17 protein-coding genes are annotated in these 15,475 nt (G+C 67.4%); 5 read left to right on the top strand and 12 right to left on the bottom strand.

What is annotated here, in order from left to right; genetic code table 11:
• Positions 1 to 103 precede the first annotated feature (103 nt).
• The 10 genes from ABB22_RS02480 to ppsR all read right to left on the bottom strand — a co-directional run bounded on the left by ABB22_RS02480 (position 104) and on the right by ppsR (position 8,641).
• On the bottom strand, positions 104 to 2,449 hold the full coding sequence (locus tag ABB22_RS02480; RefSeq protein WP_055769205.1) for a Tex family protein: 2,346 nt from the start codon (positions 2,447 to 2,449) through the stop codon (positions 104 to 106).
• A gap of 123 nt (positions 2,450 to 2,572) precedes the next feature.
• Positions 2,573 to 2,788: a hypothetical protein gene (locus ABB22_RS02485; protein ID WP_055769208.1), complete on the bottom strand. Its 216-nt coding sequence runs from the start codon at positions 2,786 to 2,788 to the stop codon at positions 2,573 to 2,575.
• 134 nt (positions 2,789 to 2,922) lie between these two features.
• The gene (locus tag ABB22_RS02490; RefSeq protein ID WP_055769212.1) at positions 2,923 to 3,378 is read right to left on the bottom strand and encodes a hypothetical protein; all 456 of its coding nucleotides are present in this window, start codon (positions 3,376 to 3,378) and stop codon (positions 2,923 to 2,925) included.
• A 39-nt stretch (positions 3,379 to 3,417) separates the two neighbouring features.
• Positions 3,418 to 3,786, bottom strand: a complete 369-nt coding sequence (locus tag ABB22_RS02495; protein ID WP_055769215.1) for a YfeK family protein — start codon at positions 3,784 to 3,786, stop codon at positions 3,418 to 3,420.
• On the bottom strand, positions 3,783 to 4,847 hold the full coding sequence (gene phaC, locus ABB22_RS02500) for a class III poly(R)-hydroxyalkanoic acid synthase subunit PhaC (protein ID WP_055769218.1): 1,065 nt from the start codon (positions 4,845 to 4,847) through the stop codon (positions 3,783 to 3,785). The genes ABB22_RS02495 and phaC overlap by 4 nt, the downstream gene beginning before the upstream one ends.
• Positions 4,844 to 5,896 carry a class III poly(R)-hydroxyalkanoic acid synthase subunit PhaE gene (gene phaE / locus ABB22_RS02505; RefSeq protein ID WP_055769222.1) on the bottom strand — a complete coding sequence of 351 codons (1,053 nt, stop codon included), beginning with the start codon at positions 5,894 to 5,896 and terminating at the stop codon, positions 4,844 to 4,846. The genes phaC and phaE overlap by 4 nt, the downstream gene beginning before the upstream one ends.
• A 55-nt stretch (positions 5,897 to 5,951) precedes the next feature.
• Entirely contained in the window at positions 5,952 to 6,566 is a 615-nt protein-coding gene (locus ABB22_RS02510; RefSeq protein WP_055769224.1) for a CDP-alcohol phosphatidyltransferase family protein, read from the bottom strand.
• 153 nt (positions 6,567 to 6,719) lie between these two features.
• The gene (locus tag ABB22_RS02515; RefSeq protein WP_055769227.1) at positions 6,720 to 7,208 is read right to left on the bottom strand and encodes an NUDIX hydrolase; all 489 of its coding nucleotides are present in this window, start codon (positions 7,206 to 7,208) and stop codon (positions 6,720 to 6,722) included.
• A gap of 55 nt (positions 7,209 to 7,263) precedes the next feature.
• Positions 7,264 to 7,770 (bottom strand): DUF1249 domain-containing protein, encoded by a 507-nt coding sequence (locus tag ABB22_RS02520; protein ID WP_055770295.1) that lies wholly within the window; start codon positions 7,768 to 7,770, stop codon positions 7,264 to 7,266.
• A 46-nt stretch (positions 7,771 to 7,816) separates the two neighbouring features.
• Positions 7,817 to 8,641, bottom strand: coding sequence for a posphoenolpyruvate synthetase regulatory kinase/phosphorylase PpsR (ppsR, locus tag ABB22_RS02525; protein ID WP_055769230.1), 825 nt, complete (start codon positions 8,639 to 8,641; stop codon positions 7,817 to 7,819).
• Between the two features lie 194 nt (positions 8,642 to 8,835).
• Between ppsR and ppsA the strand changes: the two genes are divergently transcribed.
• Positions 8,836 to 11,214: a phosphoenolpyruvate synthase gene (ppsA, locus tag ABB22_RS02530; RefSeq protein ID WP_055769233.1), complete on the top strand. Its 2,379-nt coding sequence runs from the start codon at positions 8,836 to 8,838 to the stop codon at positions 11,212 to 11,214.
• A gap of 225 nt (positions 11,215 to 11,439) precedes the next feature.
• Here ppsA and ABB22_RS02535 read toward each other — a convergent pair whose 3' ends face one another.
• A complete protein-coding gene (locus ABB22_RS02535; RefSeq protein ID WP_055769236.1) occupies positions 11,440 to 12,270 on the bottom strand; it encodes a glycine zipper 2TM domain-containing protein in 831 nt (276 codons plus the stop codon).
• A gap of 158 nt (positions 12,271 to 12,428) precedes the next feature.
• Between ABB22_RS02535 and ABB22_RS02540 the strand changes: the two genes are divergently transcribed.
• Positions 12,429 to 12,659 carry a DUF6116 family protein gene (locus ABB22_RS02540; protein ID WP_055770298.1) on the top strand — a complete coding sequence of 77 codons (231 nt, stop codon included), beginning with the start codon at positions 12,429 to 12,431 and terminating at the stop codon, positions 12,657 to 12,659.
• Positions 12,660 to 12,662: 3 nt separating this feature from the next.
• A complete protein-coding gene (locus ABB22_RS02545; protein ID WP_055769239.1) occupies positions 12,663 to 13,442 on the top strand; it encodes a TatD family hydrolase in 780 nt (259 codons plus the stop codon).
• A gap of 106 nt (positions 13,443 to 13,548) precedes the next feature.
• Here ABB22_RS02545 and ABB22_RS02550 read toward each other — a convergent pair whose 3' ends face one another.
• Positions 13,549 to 14,343, bottom strand: a complete 795-nt coding sequence (locus ABB22_RS02550) for a tRNA threonylcarbamoyladenosine dehydratase (RefSeq protein ID WP_055769242.1) — start codon at positions 14,341 to 14,343, stop codon at positions 13,549 to 13,551.
• Positions 14,344 to 14,415: 72 nt separating this feature from the next.
• Here ABB22_RS02550 and ABB22_RS02555 point away from each other — a divergent pair, with 72 nt between their 5' ends.
• Both ABB22_RS02555 and ABB22_RS02560 read left to right on the top strand, forming a co-directional pair.
• Complete coding sequence (locus tag ABB22_RS02555) at positions 14,416 to 14,847, top strand: cytochrome c (RefSeq protein ID WP_055769245.1); 432 nt, start codon at positions 14,416 to 14,418, stop codon at positions 14,845 to 14,847.
• 109 nt (positions 14,848 to 14,956) lie between these two features.
• Positions 14,957 to 15,439: a glycine zipper 2TM domain-containing protein gene (locus ABB22_RS02560; protein WP_055769248.1), complete on the top strand. Its 483-nt coding sequence runs from the start codon at positions 14,957 to 14,959 to the stop codon at positions 15,437 to 15,439.
• Positions 15,440 to 15,475: the final 36 nt, after the last annotated feature.

A 15,475-nucleotide genomic window follows, 5' to 3' on the forward strand; every position in this document is an offset into this window, starting at 1 on the left:
GCATCCATCGCCACGGCCGAATGCCGGCGCCCCACCTTGCCGAAGAAAAAGAAGGCCCCGGATACCGGGGCCTTCCTTTCGTCTGCATGGGGAGGTCAGCGCATCAACTGCGGCGCGCGCGCGCGAACGCTTCGGCCAGGGCATTGTCCGCCGGCGGCGCCGAGCTGCCTGGACGTGCGCCCCGCGACGGTTCGCCGCGGCCGCCATCGCGCCGGACAGGATGACCCTGCCCCGCGCCCTTGTCCGGTCGTTTGGCGGGCGCCGGACTGTCGTCCAGCCGGCGGGTCAGCGCGATGCGCTTGCGGGCGACGTCGACCTCCAGCACCTTCACCTTGATGATGTCGCCGGCCTTGACCACGTCGCGCGGGTCCTTGACGAAAGTGTCAGACAGCGCGGAGATGTGGATCAGCCCATCCTGGTGCACGCCGATGTCGACGAACGCGCCGAAGGCGGCCACGTTGCTGACCACGCCTTCCAGCACCATGCCTTCGCGCAGGTCCTTGATGTCCTCAACGCCGTCAGCGAAGCGCGCCGCCTTGAACTCGGGACGCGGGTCGCGGCCGGGCTTTTCCAGTTCCTTCAGGATGTCGCGTACCGTCGGCACGCCGAACGTCTCGTCGGTGAACTGCTCGGCCTTCAGGCCGCGCAGGTAGCCGCCGTCGCCGAGCAGCGTCTTGATCGGCCGCTGCGCCGCGGCGACGATGCGCTCCACTACTGGATAGGCTTCGGGGTGCACGGCCGAGGCGTCCAGCGGCTCGTCGCCATCGGCGATGCGCAGGAAGCCGGCGCACTGTTCAAACGTCTTGTCGCCCAGGCGCGGCACCTTGAGCAGGTCGCGGCGGCGTTTGAACGGCCCGTTCTCGTCGCGGTGGCGGACGATGTTCTCGGCCACGGTCGACGACAGGCCCGACACGCGCGACAGCAGGGCGGCCGATGCGGTGTTGACGAATACGCCCACCGCGTTGACGCAGTCCTCCACGCGCGCGTCCAGCGCCTTGGCCAGGCGGAACTGGTCGACGTCATGCTGGTACTGGCCGACACCGATCGCCTTGGGTTCGATCTTGACCAGCTCCGCCAGCGGGTCCTGCAGGCGTCGCGCGATCGACACCGCGCCACGCAGCGACACGTCCAGACCCGGGAATTCCCTGGCCGCGAACTCCGATGCCGAGTACACCGACGCGCCGGCTTCGCTGACCACGACCTTCTGCAGTTTCGGGTTGTTGCAGGCCTTGAGGACCTCGCCGGCCAGCTTGTCGGTCTCGCGGCTGGCGGTACCGTTGCCGATGGCGATCAGCTCGACGTCATGCTTGGCGCACAGATGCCTGAGGGTCTGCAGCGACTGTTCCCACTGGCGCCGGGGCTCATGCGGATAGATCGTCTCGGTGGCCAGCAGCTTGCCGGTGGCATCGACCACGGCGATCTTGCAGCCGGTGCGGATGCCCGGGTCCAGACCGAGCACGGCCTTCGGGCCGGCCGGCGCGGCCAGCAGCAGGTCCTTGAGGTTGTCGCCGAACACGGCGATGGCCTCGGCCTCGGCCTTCTCGCGGGCGTGGTTGAACAGGTCCAGCAGCAGGTGCATGTGCAGCTTGGCACGCCAGGTCAGGCGGCAGGCATCGAGCAGCCAACGGTCCGCCGCACGCCCCTGGTCGGCGATGCCCGCCTTCCATGCCACGCGGCCTTCGGCGTACTGGTGGCCGGTCTCGGCTTCATTGCCCGGGTCCAGCTCGAGGAACAGGATTTCCTCGCGGCGCGCGCGGAACAACGCCAGCAGGCGGTGCGAGGGAATCTTCGCCAGCGGCTCGGCGTGCTCGAAGTAGTCGCGGTATTTGGCGCCCTCGGTTTCCTTGCCCTCGGCGACACGGGCGCGGATCACGCCGACCTCGCCCAGCCACTGGCGCAGTTCGCCGACCAGTGCCGCGTCTTCGCCCCAGCGCTCCATCAGGATCGCCCGCGCGCCTTCCAGCGCGGCCTTGGCATCGGCCACGCCCTTGTCCGTATCGACGAAGCCCGCGGCGAAGGCCTGGGGATCCTGCGTGGGATCGGCGAGCAGGCCATCGGCCAGCGGCTCCAGCCCGGCTTCGCGGGCGATCTGCGCGCGGGTGCGGCGCTTGGGCTTGTACGGCAGGTACAGGTCTTCCAGGCGCGACTTGGTGTCGGCAGCCAGGATGTCGTTGCGCAGCTCGTCGCTCAGCTTGCCCTGCTCGGCGATGCTGGCCAGCACCGCGGCGCGCCGGTCTTCCAGCTCGCGCAGATAGGTCAGGCGGACTTCCAGATTGCGCAGCTGGGTGTCGTCCAGCCCGCCGGTGACTTCCTTGCGGTAGCGGGCGATGAACGGAACGCTGGCGCCTTCGTCCAGCAGCGCGATCGCGGCCTTGGCCTGTGCGGGCTGTGCGCCGATCTCTTCGGCGATGGTCTGCGCGATCTGCTGCGCGAGCTTGCTGTCTTGCATGGATTCCAGGGACTACCGCTACTCGGGAAGCCTGCATTCTGGCAGCGCGTCCCGGGAGGGGAAACCCATTGACAGCCCGCCCCGGGATTGCTCTGCGCAGCCGCGGGCCGGGCTCCCCGCCTTCTATCCCAGGTGCCGGTTCAGCCGCTGGAACGCGATGTCGTCGCGCAGTGTTTCCAGCACCATCACCCGCATCCGGCCCTTGCCGCTTACATCCATCACCCGTTCCACATAGATTTCCGGACCATCGTCGGTATCCATGCGGGTCTTGCTGAAACCATAGGGCACCACGCCCTTCTTGCCATCCTTGCTGCCACCGATATAAAGAACGACTGCCATGGTGACCGGTACTCCTGTTGCGTTTGTAACGAGCCCACTCTAGGTGGGCAGGCGTTACCAGGATGTACAAAAAAGGTTGAGGCGCCATGACCGGCCGGTTGCGCTTTCAAGACCCGGGCCTGCGCCGGCTCGATTCAGGAACGGCCCGGCCACCAGCCGCGCCCGTGCATCGCATAGCGGTCGGCCGCACGCTCGAAGGGATTGCGGACGCTGACGCCACCGCACAGCAGGTAGACCGGAAGGAACAGCGGCCCCAGCACCATGTACTGGAACACGTGCGCGCGCTCATGGTCGCCGAGGCGGACCCTTGGATGCTCGCAGCGACCGGCGCGATGTTCGTAGGTCGTGCAGGACACGTCCAGCGTATCGCCGGTGTGCAGGATCACCATGCCCAACGTGATCGCGCCGCCTGGTCCCCATGGCCAACGGTGGAATACCAGCGCGCAGTCGCGCCGATTCCAATGCGGCCTTGCGCCGGCCGCCATGCCCGCCACCCCGGCCAGCAGGCCGACCAGGGTGTTGGGCGACGTCCAGAGCGCACCCAATGCACGCGCCAGTTGAAGGCCCCACGCCGCGGCGGATTCACGCATGCTCCTGCCCCGTCACCAGAACGCCTTGCGCGAGAGTCGTCAGTGGCCGCGCAGCCGCACGAGCTGCTGCTGGAACCAGGGCGCCGAATCCTGTTCGGCATGCCCGGGGCACGATACCCGGTAGGGCTTGCCGCTGATGCTGCTGCGGCTGGCAGCGCGCTCGATGAACTGCTCGGCGGTGTCGGCCAGGTCGCGCTTGAGCAGGTAGTCGTACTTGCGCTGCAGGTGGCTGCGCGCATCGCTGGCCGGATACCAGGTGCCGTTGCGCTGGAAGCGGCAACCCGAATCCTCGAGCGCCTGCATCAACCCGTCGATCTCGCGCTGGGCCGCAGCACCTGGCGCGGCATCGGCCGTGGCGGAAACCACGGCCAGGACCAAGAGCGCCGCAACGGGGATGCGATGCCTCATGCGCGCCTGCTCAGCCAGTCGTGGATGGCGCTCGGGACTTCACGTTGCGCCCGCGCCGAGACATAGATGCCGATGTGGCCGCCGCGGAAACCCAGCTCCGTATAGTCGGTGGTGCCTGTCTTTCCACACAGCGCCTGCGAGGCCGCCGGCGGCACCAGATGATCCTGCTCGGCATAGATGTTGAGTACCGGCATCCGCAGTTGCGCCAGGTCCACCGCCTCGTCGCCGATGCGGATGCTGCCGCGCATGAGGCCGTTTCCCTGGTAGAACTGCTTGACGAACTCGCGGAACGCCTCCCCCGCCAGGTCCGGCGAATCGAAGATCCACTTTTCCATGCGCAGGAAATCCTCCAGCGCCTGCCTGTCGTCGAGGATGTCCACCAGCCCCACGTATTTCTGCACGTTGAGCCGGAACGGCTTGAGCATCAGGTAGCTGGCATTCATCAGGTCGGCCGGGACATTGCCCAGCGTATCGACGAACAGGTCCACGTCCACGTGCCGCGCCCAGTGCGAGAGCATGTTGTCCGGGGTGTGGAAATCCACCGGCGCGACCATGGTGACCAGGTTGCGCACCTTGTGCGGACGCAGCGCGGCGTAGCACAACGAGAACACGCCGCCCTGGCAGATGCCGAGCAGATTCACCGGCCCGCCATGCTGGGCCCGCAGGTGATCGACGGCGCCGTCGACGTAGCGCAGCAGGTAATCCTCCAGCGTCAGGAAACGCTCGGAGCGGTCGGGATAGCCCCAGTCCAGCACATATACGTCCTGGCCGGCGGCCAGCAGTTTCTGCACCAGCGAGCGGCCGTCCTGCAGGTCCACCATGTAGGGCCGGTTGACCAGCGCATAGACGATCAGCAGCGGCGGCTGCCCCGACGGCGGCTGCGCGCCGATAAAGCGGTACAGCTTGACCTTGCCGTCGCTCCAGACTTCCTCGCGCGCGGTGGCGCCGTAGCCGACATCCTCCACGTCCGGCAGCAGCTTCAGCCCGTCGGCAAGCTTGCGTTGCAGCTGCAGGGCTTCCTGCAGCAGATCGTCCATGCCGAAACCCAGCGGACCCTTCATGCCTTGCCTCCGCGGCGCGGGGCGGCGGCGGGGCGCGATGCGCGCTTCTTCGCGATGCTCTTGCCCGGCCTGGTAGCCGGCTTCGCTTTCGCCGCGGAAGCCGGCTTCGTCTTTTTCGCGGGATCGCCGGCCGGCTTTGCCCGCGCAGGAGCGGGTTCGGCCTGGCGTTCGGCCTGGCCGGCGGCCATGCGCCGCATCCAGCGTTCCAGTTCGGCGATGCGGCGATGGGCCACATCCATCTCGGTGCGCGTCGGCACACCCATCATTTCACAGGCGCGCTCCAGCTCCTGCCGGGTCGCCGCGCGCAGGCGCATCTGGGTATTGGCCAGATCCGCATAGATGCGCTGGAAATCCTCGGACATGGCCACCGTGGCATAGGCCTCCTCGGCCGCATCGATCCACAGGTCGAACATCGCGCGGGCGCTGGTCAGCTGGCTGCCCGGCGCCTCATGCTCGGCCAGCTTCGCCTCGAAGCGCCGGAACGCATCGTCCAGCACGCCGCGGATCGACGCGACATAGGCCTCCATGCGCGCCTGGTGCTCGCGCTGCGCCCGCAGCAACGCCTGCCAGCGCGCCTGGTGCTCGCGTGCCGGACCGAAGGCCGGTGCGTTCAACCAGTCCGCCTCGCCGAAACCGGACTGCAGCGCGTGGACGAAGTTGCGTACCCAGGGCTGGTCGCCCAGTGCGTTGCCACCACGGGCCGCGTCGAGCATCCAGCGCACCATGGCATCGCCCTGCCCCTCCACGGCTTCGCGCCAGGCGCCGGCGACCTCGCCGGCACTGCTGTCGCGGCCAGCGAACCGGGCCGCGACCTGCTGCATCATGCCCAGCCAGTCGCCGGCCTGCTGCTGGAAGCGGGCGCCAAGCTCCTGTACCTGCGGCGCGGCATCGGCACCGACCAGCCGGGTCCACTGCTCGATGCCTTCCCGCCAGGGAAAGGCACCGGAGGACATGCCGTCTCCCTGGCCCATGGCCTGCAGCCATGCCTCCCATGAGCGTTTCAGGCCGGCGTCGAAACCCGCGCTGTCGTTGTCGTCCGCCACTGCCATCGCCCTGCTTCGCCGTCGTCGCGACGATGATAGCAACGCGGCCGCGTTCCGGCGGTCAGGGCTTGGGAATATGCAGGGTCTTGCTGATCATCAGCGAACCGGACAGCGCGAACAGCAGCACCAGCGGATGCAGCTGCCAGGGCCCCAGTTGCCAGACGCCCCCCCAAAGAGTCGCGCCGATCGCCTCGAAATGGGCGGCCACCGCCAGCAGGATCACCAGCGCCAGGCTGGTGGGGATCGGCGTTCCCTCGAAGTAGGGAACCTTGTCCGAATCGCCGGCTATTTCCTCGGCGGTGACGTTGTAGCGCGCCAGCCGGCTCACCCCGCAGCAGACGAAGTAGCTCAGTACCAGCCAGTCCCACCCGCCCTGCATGCCGCAGGCGTATGCCAGCGCCGCAGGTGCGACGCCGAAGGAGATCACGTCGGCCAGCGAATCCAGTTCGCGCCCCAGGGTCGAGGAGGACTGCCGCCAGCGGGCGATCCGCCCATCCAGCGCGTCGAACACGAATGCCAGCGGAATCAGCGCCATGCCGAACAGCAGGAAACCGCGCTGGCCGTCCTGCAGGAAACGCATCGCGGCGAACACCGCGCCGGTCCCGCAGAACGCGTTGCCCAGGGTGAACCAGTCGGCGAGCCGGAACTCGCGCAGCATGGAGAAATGACGTTTCATCTAGGGTTTCCGGATCATGGCCGTCCCAGCCTAGCGCGATTGCCGTGAATACCGCCATTTCGCATGCGCACGGCATGCGTGCGGCTGCGAGAGGCAGTGCGAGCCTCGCACGCAGGCCGCCCGGAGCTGGGCATCGGCGCCCTGTGCGCCCGCCTACAACCGCGTGTAGCTCCACGACTGCATGCGCCCGTCGCGGTATGGCATCACCCCGTGGAAAGGCCGGGGATCGGCGTCGAACACTAGCGGCAGGAAATGCCGGTCGCCCTCCCACAGCGGCAGCGATTCGAGCTGGTCCACCGGCACCCACTCCAGCGTGCCTTCCGGATTCGACTGCAGCGGCGTACCGGTCCAGTCCTCGATCACGAATACGAAGGCGAACCAGTCCTCGCCCTGCTTGCCGAAGCCCGGCCAGCTGATGGTGCCGCGCAGTCGCGTGGTACCGCATTCGATGCCGGCTTCCTCGCGGATCTCACGGTGCATGCAGGCAAGTGCGTCCTCGTCCAGCTCCATCTTGCCGCCCAGCCCGTTGTACTTGCCCAGGTGCAGGTCGCCGGGACGGGTATTGCGATGGATCATCAGGGCCTGGGTACCGTCCTTGGACAGCACGTAACCCAGGGTGGCGAGAATCGGCGTGTAGGGCATCGGAATCGGGGCTGAGCGGCGAAAGCGCGCAGTATGACCGATCGCCCGCGCCTTCTCAGTGCTCCAGCGGCAGCGAAGCCGGGCCGGGCGCCACCGCGTCGCGGATGCGATGCAGGGTCGCCACGCCATGCCCGCGCTCGGCCAGGTATTCCAGCCACTTGCCGAGGAAGGTGTTCATGCGCAGGCGGTGGCTGACCAGTTCGTCGGCCGGCGGGTACATCCCCATCACGTCCTGCCAGCGCCGTCCGACATAGCAGTGCGTGGTCTCCACCTGCTGCGCGTCGCGGTACAGGCGCACGTAGGCCGACGGGTCGGGCTCACCGGTCAGCGGATCGAGGATGCCGTAGGTCATGCGCAGCTCGACCGTATAGCGATGGCATTCGATCACGTCCAGGTACAGGTCCAGCCCGTCGCCGATGGACGAGGCGTAACGCCCCTCGTGGAGATGGTCCGGCGCGAACAACCGCACCAGGTGCAGGTAGTTCTCCGCGTACAACCCCATCAGCCAGCCGAGGCGGCTGAGCCGGGGAATGCGATCGACGCGGGAAAGAGCCTGTGTCATGGCCTGATCGTACACGGCCGGCATCGCGCCGGCATGCGGCGCGGCTTCAGAACATCTCCCGCTGCAGCCCCAGCGTGCCCAGCACCTTGCTGGAAATCTCCTCGATCGAGGTATGCGTGGTGCTCAGGGTCGGGATGCGCTCCATCCTGAACATGGTTTCGGCCGCGGCCACTTCGCGGCGGCAGACCTCGGCGCTGGCATAGCGGGAGTTCGGCCGGCGCTCCTGGCGGATCTGCTGCAGCCGCTCCGGGTCGATGGTCAGGCCGAACAGCTTGTTGCGGTACGGACGCAGGCGCGGCGGCAGGCGGTCGCTCTCCAGATCCTCCTCGGTCAACGGGTAGTTGGCCGCGCGGATGCCGTAGTGCAGCGCCAGGTAGATGCAGGTCGGGGTCTTGCCGGCGCGGGACACCGCCACCAGCACCACGTCGGCCTCGTCGTAGTTCACCGCGATGCCGTCGTCGTGGCTGAGAGCGAAGTTCATGGCGTTGATGCGGCGGTGGTAAGTGTCGAAATCCACCATGCCGTGGGCCTGGCCGATCTTCGAATGACGGGCCGCATCCAGTTCCTGTTCCAGCGGGCCGATGAAAGGCACGAACACATCCAGCACCAGCGCCCCGCTCTCGTCCTCCAGGATCCTGCCCAGTGCCGAATCCACGCAGGAACTGACCACGATAGGCCGCACCTGGTAGCGCTCCCCCGCGGCACGGATGCGAAGCGCGGCCTCACGTGCCTTGTCCGCATCGTCCACGAACGACATGCGATCGGTCACGAAACTGAAGCCTGAGAACTGCGTCAACAGGCTGTGGCCCACGGTCTCGGCAGTAATGCCGGTACCGTCCGAGACATAGAACACCGGGCGGATCGCCGTCATGCAGGACTCCTTGGAGGATTGAGGGTGCCGGGGCCGGCCGGGTGACCCGCCCCTGTCCCGGGAAAGACAAGCACAAGACAAAGTAATGTCACAAGCTTGTGCCGCTTAGGTGTGCACTGCATCATATTGGCTTCTTCCTACGGACGTGGCCATCCCAGCCCGCCTCGGGCGATGGCCTCAACGGAGCATCGCGCTTGAACGAGAACATCCTGTGGTTGCATGAGCTGCGCCTGGCCGACCTGGCCCGCGTGGGTGGCAAGAATTCCTCGCTCGGCGAGATGATCGGCAACCTTGCCGGCCTGGGAGTCTCGGTGCCCGGCGGCTATGCCACCACCGCCGAAGCGTTCAAGGATTTCATCGCCCACAACGACCTGTCCAAGCGCATCTTCGACCGGCTGGCGACGCTGGACGTCGAGGATGTCAACGCGCTGACCGCCGCCGGCGGCGAGATCCGCGGCTGGGTGATCGACGCCCCGCTGCAGCCGGCGCTGGACAAGGACATCCGCGACGCCTACGCCAAGCTGAGCGCCGACAACGGCGGCGGCGAAGTGGCCGTGGCGGTGCGCTCCTCGGCCACCGCCGAGGACCTGCCCGATGCCTCCTTCGCCGGCCAGCAGGAAACCTTCCTCAACGTCACCGGCGCCGACGACGTCGTGCGCAAGGTCAAGGAAGTATTCGCCTCCCTGTACAACGACCGCGCCATCGCCTACCGCGTGCACCACGGTTTCAAGCACGAGGACGTGTTCCTGTCCGCCGGCGTGCAGCTGATGGTGCGCTCCGGCGTGGGTTCCTCGGGCGTGCTGTTCACCCTGGACACCGAATCGGGCTTCCGTGACGTGGTCTTCGTCACCTCCTCCTTCGGCCTGGGCGAGATGGTCGTGCAGGGCGCGGTCAACCCGGACGAGTACTACGTCTACAAGCCCACCCTGCAGGCCGGCAAGCCGGCGATCCTGCGCCGCTCGCTCGGCAGCAAGGCGATCCGCATGGTGTATTCGGACGTCCCCGGCGAACGCGTCAGGATCGAGGACACCCCGGCCGAGCTGCGCAACACCTTCTCGATCAGCGACGAAGACGTGGCCGAGCTGTCGCGCCAGGCGCTGACCATCGAGAAGCACTACGGCCGCCCGATGGACATCGAATGGGCGAAGGACGGCGTAAGCGGCAAGCTGTTCATCGTGCAGGCGCGCCCGGAGACGGTGAAATCGCGCAGCCACGCCACCCAGATCGAGCGCTTCGCGCTGACCGGAAAGGGCGGCAAGGTGCTGGCCGAAGGCCGTGCCGTCGGCGCCAAGATCGGCTCGGGCACCGCCCGCGTGGTCAAGACGCTGGACGACATGAACCGCGTGCAGCCCGGCGACGTGCTGATCGCCGACATGACCGACCCCGACTGGGAGCCGGTGATGAAGCGCGCCTCGGCCATCGTCACCAACCGTGGCGGCCGCACCTGCCACGCCGCGATCATCGCGCGCGAACTGGGCGTGCCGGCCGTGGTCGGTTCGGGCAACGCCACCAAAGTCATCGAAGATGGCCAGCAGGTCACCGTCAGCTGCGCTGAAGGCGATACCGGCTTCATCTACGAAGGCAAGCTCGACTTCGAGCGCACCACCACCGATCTGGGCAACATGCCCCCGGCGCCGCTGAAGATCATGATGAACGTGGCCAACCCGGAACGTGCCTTCGACTTCGGCCAGCTGCCGAACGCCGGCATCGGCCTGGCCCGCCTGGAAATGATCATCGCCAGCCACATCGGCATCCACCCGAACGCGCTGCTGGAATACGACCGCCAGGATGCGGCGACCAGGAAGAAGATCGACGAGAAGATCGCCGGCTACGGCGACCCGGTCAGCTTCTATGTGGACCGCCTGGCCGAAGGCATCGCCACCCTCACCGCCTCGGTTGCGCCGAACCCGGTGATCGTGCGCCTGTCTGACTTCAAGTCCAACGAGTACGCCAACCTGATCGGCGGCAGCAGCTACGAGCCGCACGAAGAGAACCCGATGATCGGCTTCCGCGGCGCCAGCCGTTACGTCGATCCGAGCTTCTCGGCCGCCTTCGCGCTGGAATGCAAGGCCGTGCTGCGCGTGCGCAACGAAATGGGCCTGGACAACCTGTGGGTCATGATCCCGTTCGTGCGCACGCTGGAAGAAGGCCGCAAGGTCGTCGAGGTGCTGGAGCAGAACGGCCTGAAGCAGGGCGAGAACGGCCTGAAGATCATCATGATGTGCGAAGTGCCGTCCAACGCGCTGCTCGCCGATGAATTCCTGGAGATCTTCGACGGCTTCTCGATCGGCTCCAACGACCTGACCCAGCTCAGCCTCGGCTTGGACCGCGACTCGTCGATCGTGGCGCACCTGTTCGACGAACGGAATCCGGCGGTGAAGAAGCTGCTTTCGATGGCGATCAAGGCCGCCCGCGCCAAGGGCAAGTATGTCGGCATCTGCGGCCAGGGCCCGTCCGACCACCCGGATCTGGCCGAGTGGCTGATGCAGGAAGGCATCGAGTCGGTGTCGCTGAACCCGGACACCGTGGTCGACACCTGGCTGCGCCTGGCCAAGAGCAAGGCCGCTTCCTGACGCCGGTACGCAACGCGAAAAACGGATCGAGGCCAGGCCCCGGGAATCCGGGGCCTGGCTTTTTTACAGGCGCCACCCTCATGCGCACCGCCGGCACCCCACCCCGACCTGGTTGCCAGCAACGACACACCCGTAGTTCCGGCACCCGCAAAAAGACAACGCCCCGAGTGCGGGGCGTTGTCTGGAACGACTGCAGGCGGGAAGGTCACCCCTTCCGGCGAGGGCTCAGCGTCGGCTGGATGCCGTGTCCATCGCCGCGGTCTGCGTCACTACCTGGCCATCGATGACCGGCAGGCGATCGCTGGCCGGCTTGTCGTCCATGCGCACCTTCTTTTCCTGCCCGTTGAAGCGGTAGGTGACGTCGTAACCGACGGTCCGGCTGGCGTTGCCGAGGGCGACACGGTTGCCCGGCTGCTTGTCCATGCGCATGGTGCCGGTGCTGCCGTCGGCCTTGCGGTAGGTGACGTTGTAGCCGGTGACGCGCGACGACTCCGAAGCGGTCTGCTCGGTATGGCACTGGCGCTCGGTACGCTGCACGACGCGGCCGCCGACATGGCGCTTGTCGACCTGGTTGCCGATCACGCCACCGGCCACGGCACCCGCGGCGGTCGCCGCCTTGCGGCCGTTGCCCTTGCCCACCTGGTTGCCCAGCAGGCCACCGATGACCGCGCCGGCGACCGTGCCACCGACGTTGCCGTCGCGCTCGGGCAGGCGCTCCTGCACAACCACGTCTTCGCACACCTCGTGCGGCACCGTCGTGGTGGAGGTTTCGCGAACCGGCTCGGTGCCGATCACGGTGGCGTAAGCAGGCTCGCTGCGGCTGACCGGCTCGACCTTGAGCACGTCGGCGTATTCCAGCGCCGGTTCGTGCGGGGCGAGCGCGTTGCCGGCCGCGGCATCATCGGCCAGCGGCGTGGTGTCCAGCACCGGCTGCTCGGCCTGCATCGCCGGCAGGGGCGCCGCCTTGTCGCGGGCGCTCATGAACGCTGCGGTGGCGATGCCTCCCACCAGCAGGGCGCCGGCAGCTACCAGAACGGTGGTCGTATTGCTCTTCATCGTCTGCTCCCAGCGGGACGCCCGCCTGTTGACCTGGGGGCAATTCCAGCACGATAAACCTGAACGGAGGCATCCATCGCACCGTTCCCCTCATGAAAATCCGGCCGGCTGTCGCAATATTGGACTTCCCGCTCCACCACCGCTTCCAGGATTCCGCCATGTCCAGCCCCATGCTGCTGCCCTTCATGGAATGGGCGCGCAAGCTGCGCTACCCGACGCTGTTCAAGATCACGGCCACCCTGTTCGTGCTGAGCATGCTCCTGCCCGACCCGGTCCCCTTCATCGACGAGATCCTGTTCGGCATGGGCACCCTGCTGCTGGCCAACTGGAAGCGCCGCAAGGATCCGGTTGCCGGAGCCGAGCCTCCCGCGCTTCCGCGCAAGCGTTGAGCCATGCACCTGGTAGACAGCCACTGCCACCTGGATGCGCCGGAATTCGATGGCGACCGTGACGCGATGCTCGCCCGCGCCAGGGCGGCAGGCGTGGCCGCGATGGTGGTTCCGGCGATAACCGCGGCAAGCTGGCCGGCACTGCGCCAGGCCTGCGCGAGCGATGCTGCGCTGCACCCCGCCTATGGCCTGCACCCGATGTTCCTGGCCGAACACCGCCCCGCGCACCTGGACGAACTGCGGACCTGGCTGGAGCATGGAAAGCCCTGCGCCGTCGGCGAATGCGGACTGGATTTTTTCGTGGACGGCCTGGACGCCACCGCACAGCGCCACTACTTCGAAAAGCAGCTGCAGCTGGCCCGCGAATTCGAACTGCCGGTGATCGTGCACGCCCGCCGCGCGGTGGAGGACGTGATCCAGACCCTGCGCCGCATCGGCGGCCTGCGCGGCGTCATCCACAGCTTCTCCGGCAGCCCGGAACAGGCCCGGCAACTGTGGGACATGGGCTTCCTGATCGGGATGGGCGGGCCGGTCACCTACCCGCGCGCCAACCGCCTGCGCACGCTGGTGGCGACGATGCCACTGGAGTTCCTGCTGCTGGAAACCGATGCGCCGGACCAGCCCGATGCGGACATCCGCGGCCAGCGCAACGAACCTGCGCGCCTTGCCGCCATCGCCGCGGCCGTCGCCACGCTGCGCGGACAGGCCGTGGAGGAGATCGCTTCGCAGACCACCGCGAACGCACGACGCCTGTTCAACCTGCCGGTTTCGGCGCCCCACTAGGAGCGGTTTCAGCCGCGATGGACCCATGCGCCAGCGCACGCAGCGTGCGAGGGGCCATGACGGGAAAGCCCGGTCGCGACTGAAATCACTCCCCTGGAAGGAGCCCTCAGCGCACCTTGGGCTTGAGCAGCATTTCAAGCGCCTTGCCGACCGCGGCGAAGGCGAATGCGCCGGTGATATGGGTCGCCGCGCCCAGGCCGGCGCCGCAATCGAGCTTGAGCGCCGCATCGGCGCCAAGGTTGGGCCGCAGCCCGCAGACGCTGCCATCGGCCTGCGGATACTTCACGTTCTCCAGCGAATACACCGCGGGCACGCCGAAATAGCGTTGCGAGTTCTTGGGGAAATTGAACTCGCCGCGCAGCTTCCGGCGGATCAGCGCCAGCATCGCATCGTGTTCGGTCCGTGACACATCGCGCACCCGCACCAGGGTCGGGTCGGTACGCCCGCCGGCCGCGCCCACGGTGATCAGCGGCAGCTTGCGGCGGCGGCACCAGGCGATGGTCTCGACCTTCACCCGGAAGCTGTCGCAGGCATCGACGACCAGGTCGAAACCGCGATCCAGCAGCTCGGCCATGTTGGAGCCGGTCAGGAACGCCTCCACCGCCTCGACTTCGGCGTCGGGGTTGATCGCGCGGCAGCGCTCGGCCATCGCCACCGCCTTGTTCCGCCCATACTGGCCCGCCAGCGCCGGCAGCTGCCGGTTGGTGTTGGACACGCAGATGTCGTCGGCATCAATCAGGGTCAGGTGCCCGACCGCCGAACGCACCAGCGCCTCGACCACCCACGAGCCGACACCGCCCATGCCCACCACGGCCACCCGGCAGCCGGACAGCCGCTCGATGGCGCCAGCCCCATACAGCCGGTCGATGCCGGCGAAACGTTCGCGCACTTGTTCTTTCATGCGCGCATTTTAACCGTGGCCGGAAACGCGCCGTGCGTCGTACCATCGACGCATCCCCAAGGAGCCCGGGCCATGACCGAACCCAGCCGTACCCAGTCCAACGCATCCCGTTACCTGTTCGTGCTGATCGCCGGCCTGCTGGTCGGCATCGTCGTCACCGTCATGGCGATGCGCGCCCTCCAGGCCCGGCAGGATCCGTTCCCGCACAGCCTGATGAACGTCATGGCGCGCCAGGCACAGCTGCTGGGCGACAGCCGCAAGCAGAACCGCTGCAGCGTCAACGACTCCACCCCGCGCCTGCAGACCCTGCGCTCGCTGACCAACGACCTGGACCTGGCCTTCCCGGGCCTGCGCGACGACACCCGTTTCCAGCAGCACGCCAGCCGCTTCCGCGCCACCTTGAACGACGCGCTGGCCTCGCCGCCGGCCGATTGCACCGCGCTGGCAGCGGTCACTGAACAGCTTGGAAACGACTGCAAGGCCTGCCACCAGGATTTCAGGTGAATCGACTTCCGTTTCACGCGTGGTTGGCCCGCCATTCACGCGCGAAAAGGGAGGATTCACCGTGCCGGGTATGGTCATACCCGCTACCCATCTGGCAAGGAGAATCACCATGAAGATCCAGTTGATCGCTGCGGGCGCCATCGCCAGCCTGGCCCTGGCCGGCTGCGCCACTTCCCCGGGTTACAGCGGCGGTGGCGGCTACAACAACGGCGGTTACAGCAGCGGCGGCTACAACAACGCCCGCTGCGCCGACTGCGGCATCGTCACCCGCATCGATACGGTGGCTTCGGGCCGTACCGCGCCCTCCGCTACCGGCGCGATCCTCGGCGGCATCGTCGGCGCCGTGGCCGGCCATGAAATCTCCAGCCACACCGGTGGCAGCAAGGGCAACCAGAACATCTCCGCGGCCGCTGGCGCGGCGGCCGGCGCCTTGGCCGGCAACAAGATCCAGCAGAACGTCACCGGCGACTCGTACGACATCCAGGTACGGATGGACGACGGCCGCGTGATCATGGTCAACCAGAAGGATCTCGGCGGCATCCGCGAGAACACCTACGTGCGCGTGGTCAACGGCCGCGTGGTGCTGCGCTGACCCAGGCTGCGCCCGCAAGGACGCTGCATGGAAAAG

It is taken from the genome of Stenotrophomonas nitritireducens, from assembly GCF_001431425.1.
Taxonomy (GTDB): Bacteria; Pseudomonadota; Gammaproteobacteria; order Xanthomonadales; family Xanthomonadaceae; genus Stenotrophomonas; species Stenotrophomonas nitritireducens.

What these genes read in the sequence shown, in the direction of transcription:
- ABB22_RS02535 (WP_055769236.1), bottom strand. Translation starts at nt 12,270, where the DNA reads ATGAAGAGCAATACGACCACCGTTCTGGTAGCTGCCGGCGCCCTGCTG.
- ABB22_RS02550 (WP_055769242.1), bottom strand. Translation starts at nt 14,343, where the DNA reads ATGAAAGAACAAGTGCGCGAACGTTTCGCCGGCATCGACCGGCTGTAT.
- ppsR (WP_055769230.1), bottom strand. Translation starts at nt 8,641, where the DNA reads ATGACGGCGATCCGCCCGGTGTTCTATGTCTCGGACGGTACCGGCATT.
- ABB22_RS02560 (WP_055769248.1), top strand. Translation starts at nt 14,957, where the DNA reads ATGAAGATCCAGTTGATCGCTGCGGGCGCCATCGCCAGCCTGGCCCTG.
- phaC (WP_055769218.1), bottom strand. Translation starts at nt 4,847, where the DNA reads ATGAAGGGTCCGCTGGGTTTCGGCATGGACGATCTGCTGCAGGAAGCC.
- ABB22_RS02510 (WP_055769224.1), bottom strand. Translation starts at nt 6,566, where the DNA reads ATGAAACGTCATTTCTCCATGCTGCGCGAGTTCCGGCTCGCCGACTGG.
- ABB22_RS02490 (WP_055769212.1), bottom strand. Translation starts at nt 3,378, where the DNA reads ATGCGTGAATCCGCCGCGGCGTGGGGCCTTCAACTGGCGCGTGCATTG.
- ABB22_RS02485 (WP_055769208.1), bottom strand. Translation starts at nt 2,788, where the DNA reads ATGGCAGTCGTTCTTTATATCGGTGGCAGCAAGGATGGCAAGAAGGGC.
- ABB22_RS02515 (WP_055769227.1), bottom strand. Translation starts at nt 7,208, where the DNA reads ATGCCCTACACGCCGATTCTCGCCACCCTGGGTTACGTGCTGTCCAAG.
- ABB22_RS02540 (WP_055770298.1), top strand. Translation starts at nt 12,429, where the DNA reads ATGTCCAGCCCCATGCTGCTGCCCTTCATGGAATGGGCGCGCAAGCTG.
- ABB22_RS02480 (WP_055769205.1), bottom strand. Translation starts at nt 2,449, where the DNA reads ATGCAAGACAGCAAGCTCGCGCAGCAGATCGCGCAGACCATCGCCGAA.
- phaE (WP_055769222.1), bottom strand. Translation starts at nt 5,896, where the DNA reads ATGGCAGTGGCGGACGACAACGACAGCGCGGGTTTCGACGCCGGCCTG.
- ABB22_RS02495 (WP_055769215.1), bottom strand. Translation starts at nt 3,786, where the DNA reads ATGAGGCATCGCATCCCCGTTGCGGCGCTCTTGGTCCTGGCCGTGGTT.
- ABB22_RS02555 (WP_055769245.1), top strand. Translation starts at nt 14,416, where the DNA reads ATGACCGAACCCAGCCGTACCCAGTCCAACGCATCCCGTTACCTGTTC.
- ABB22_RS02545 (WP_055769239.1), top strand. Translation starts at nt 12,663, where the DNA reads ATGCACCTGGTAGACAGCCACTGCCACCTGGATGCGCCGGAATTCGAT.
- ABB22_RS02520 (WP_055770295.1), bottom strand. Translation starts at nt 7,770, where the DNA reads ATGACACAGGCTCTTTCCCGCGTCGATCGCATTCCCCGGCTCAGCCGC.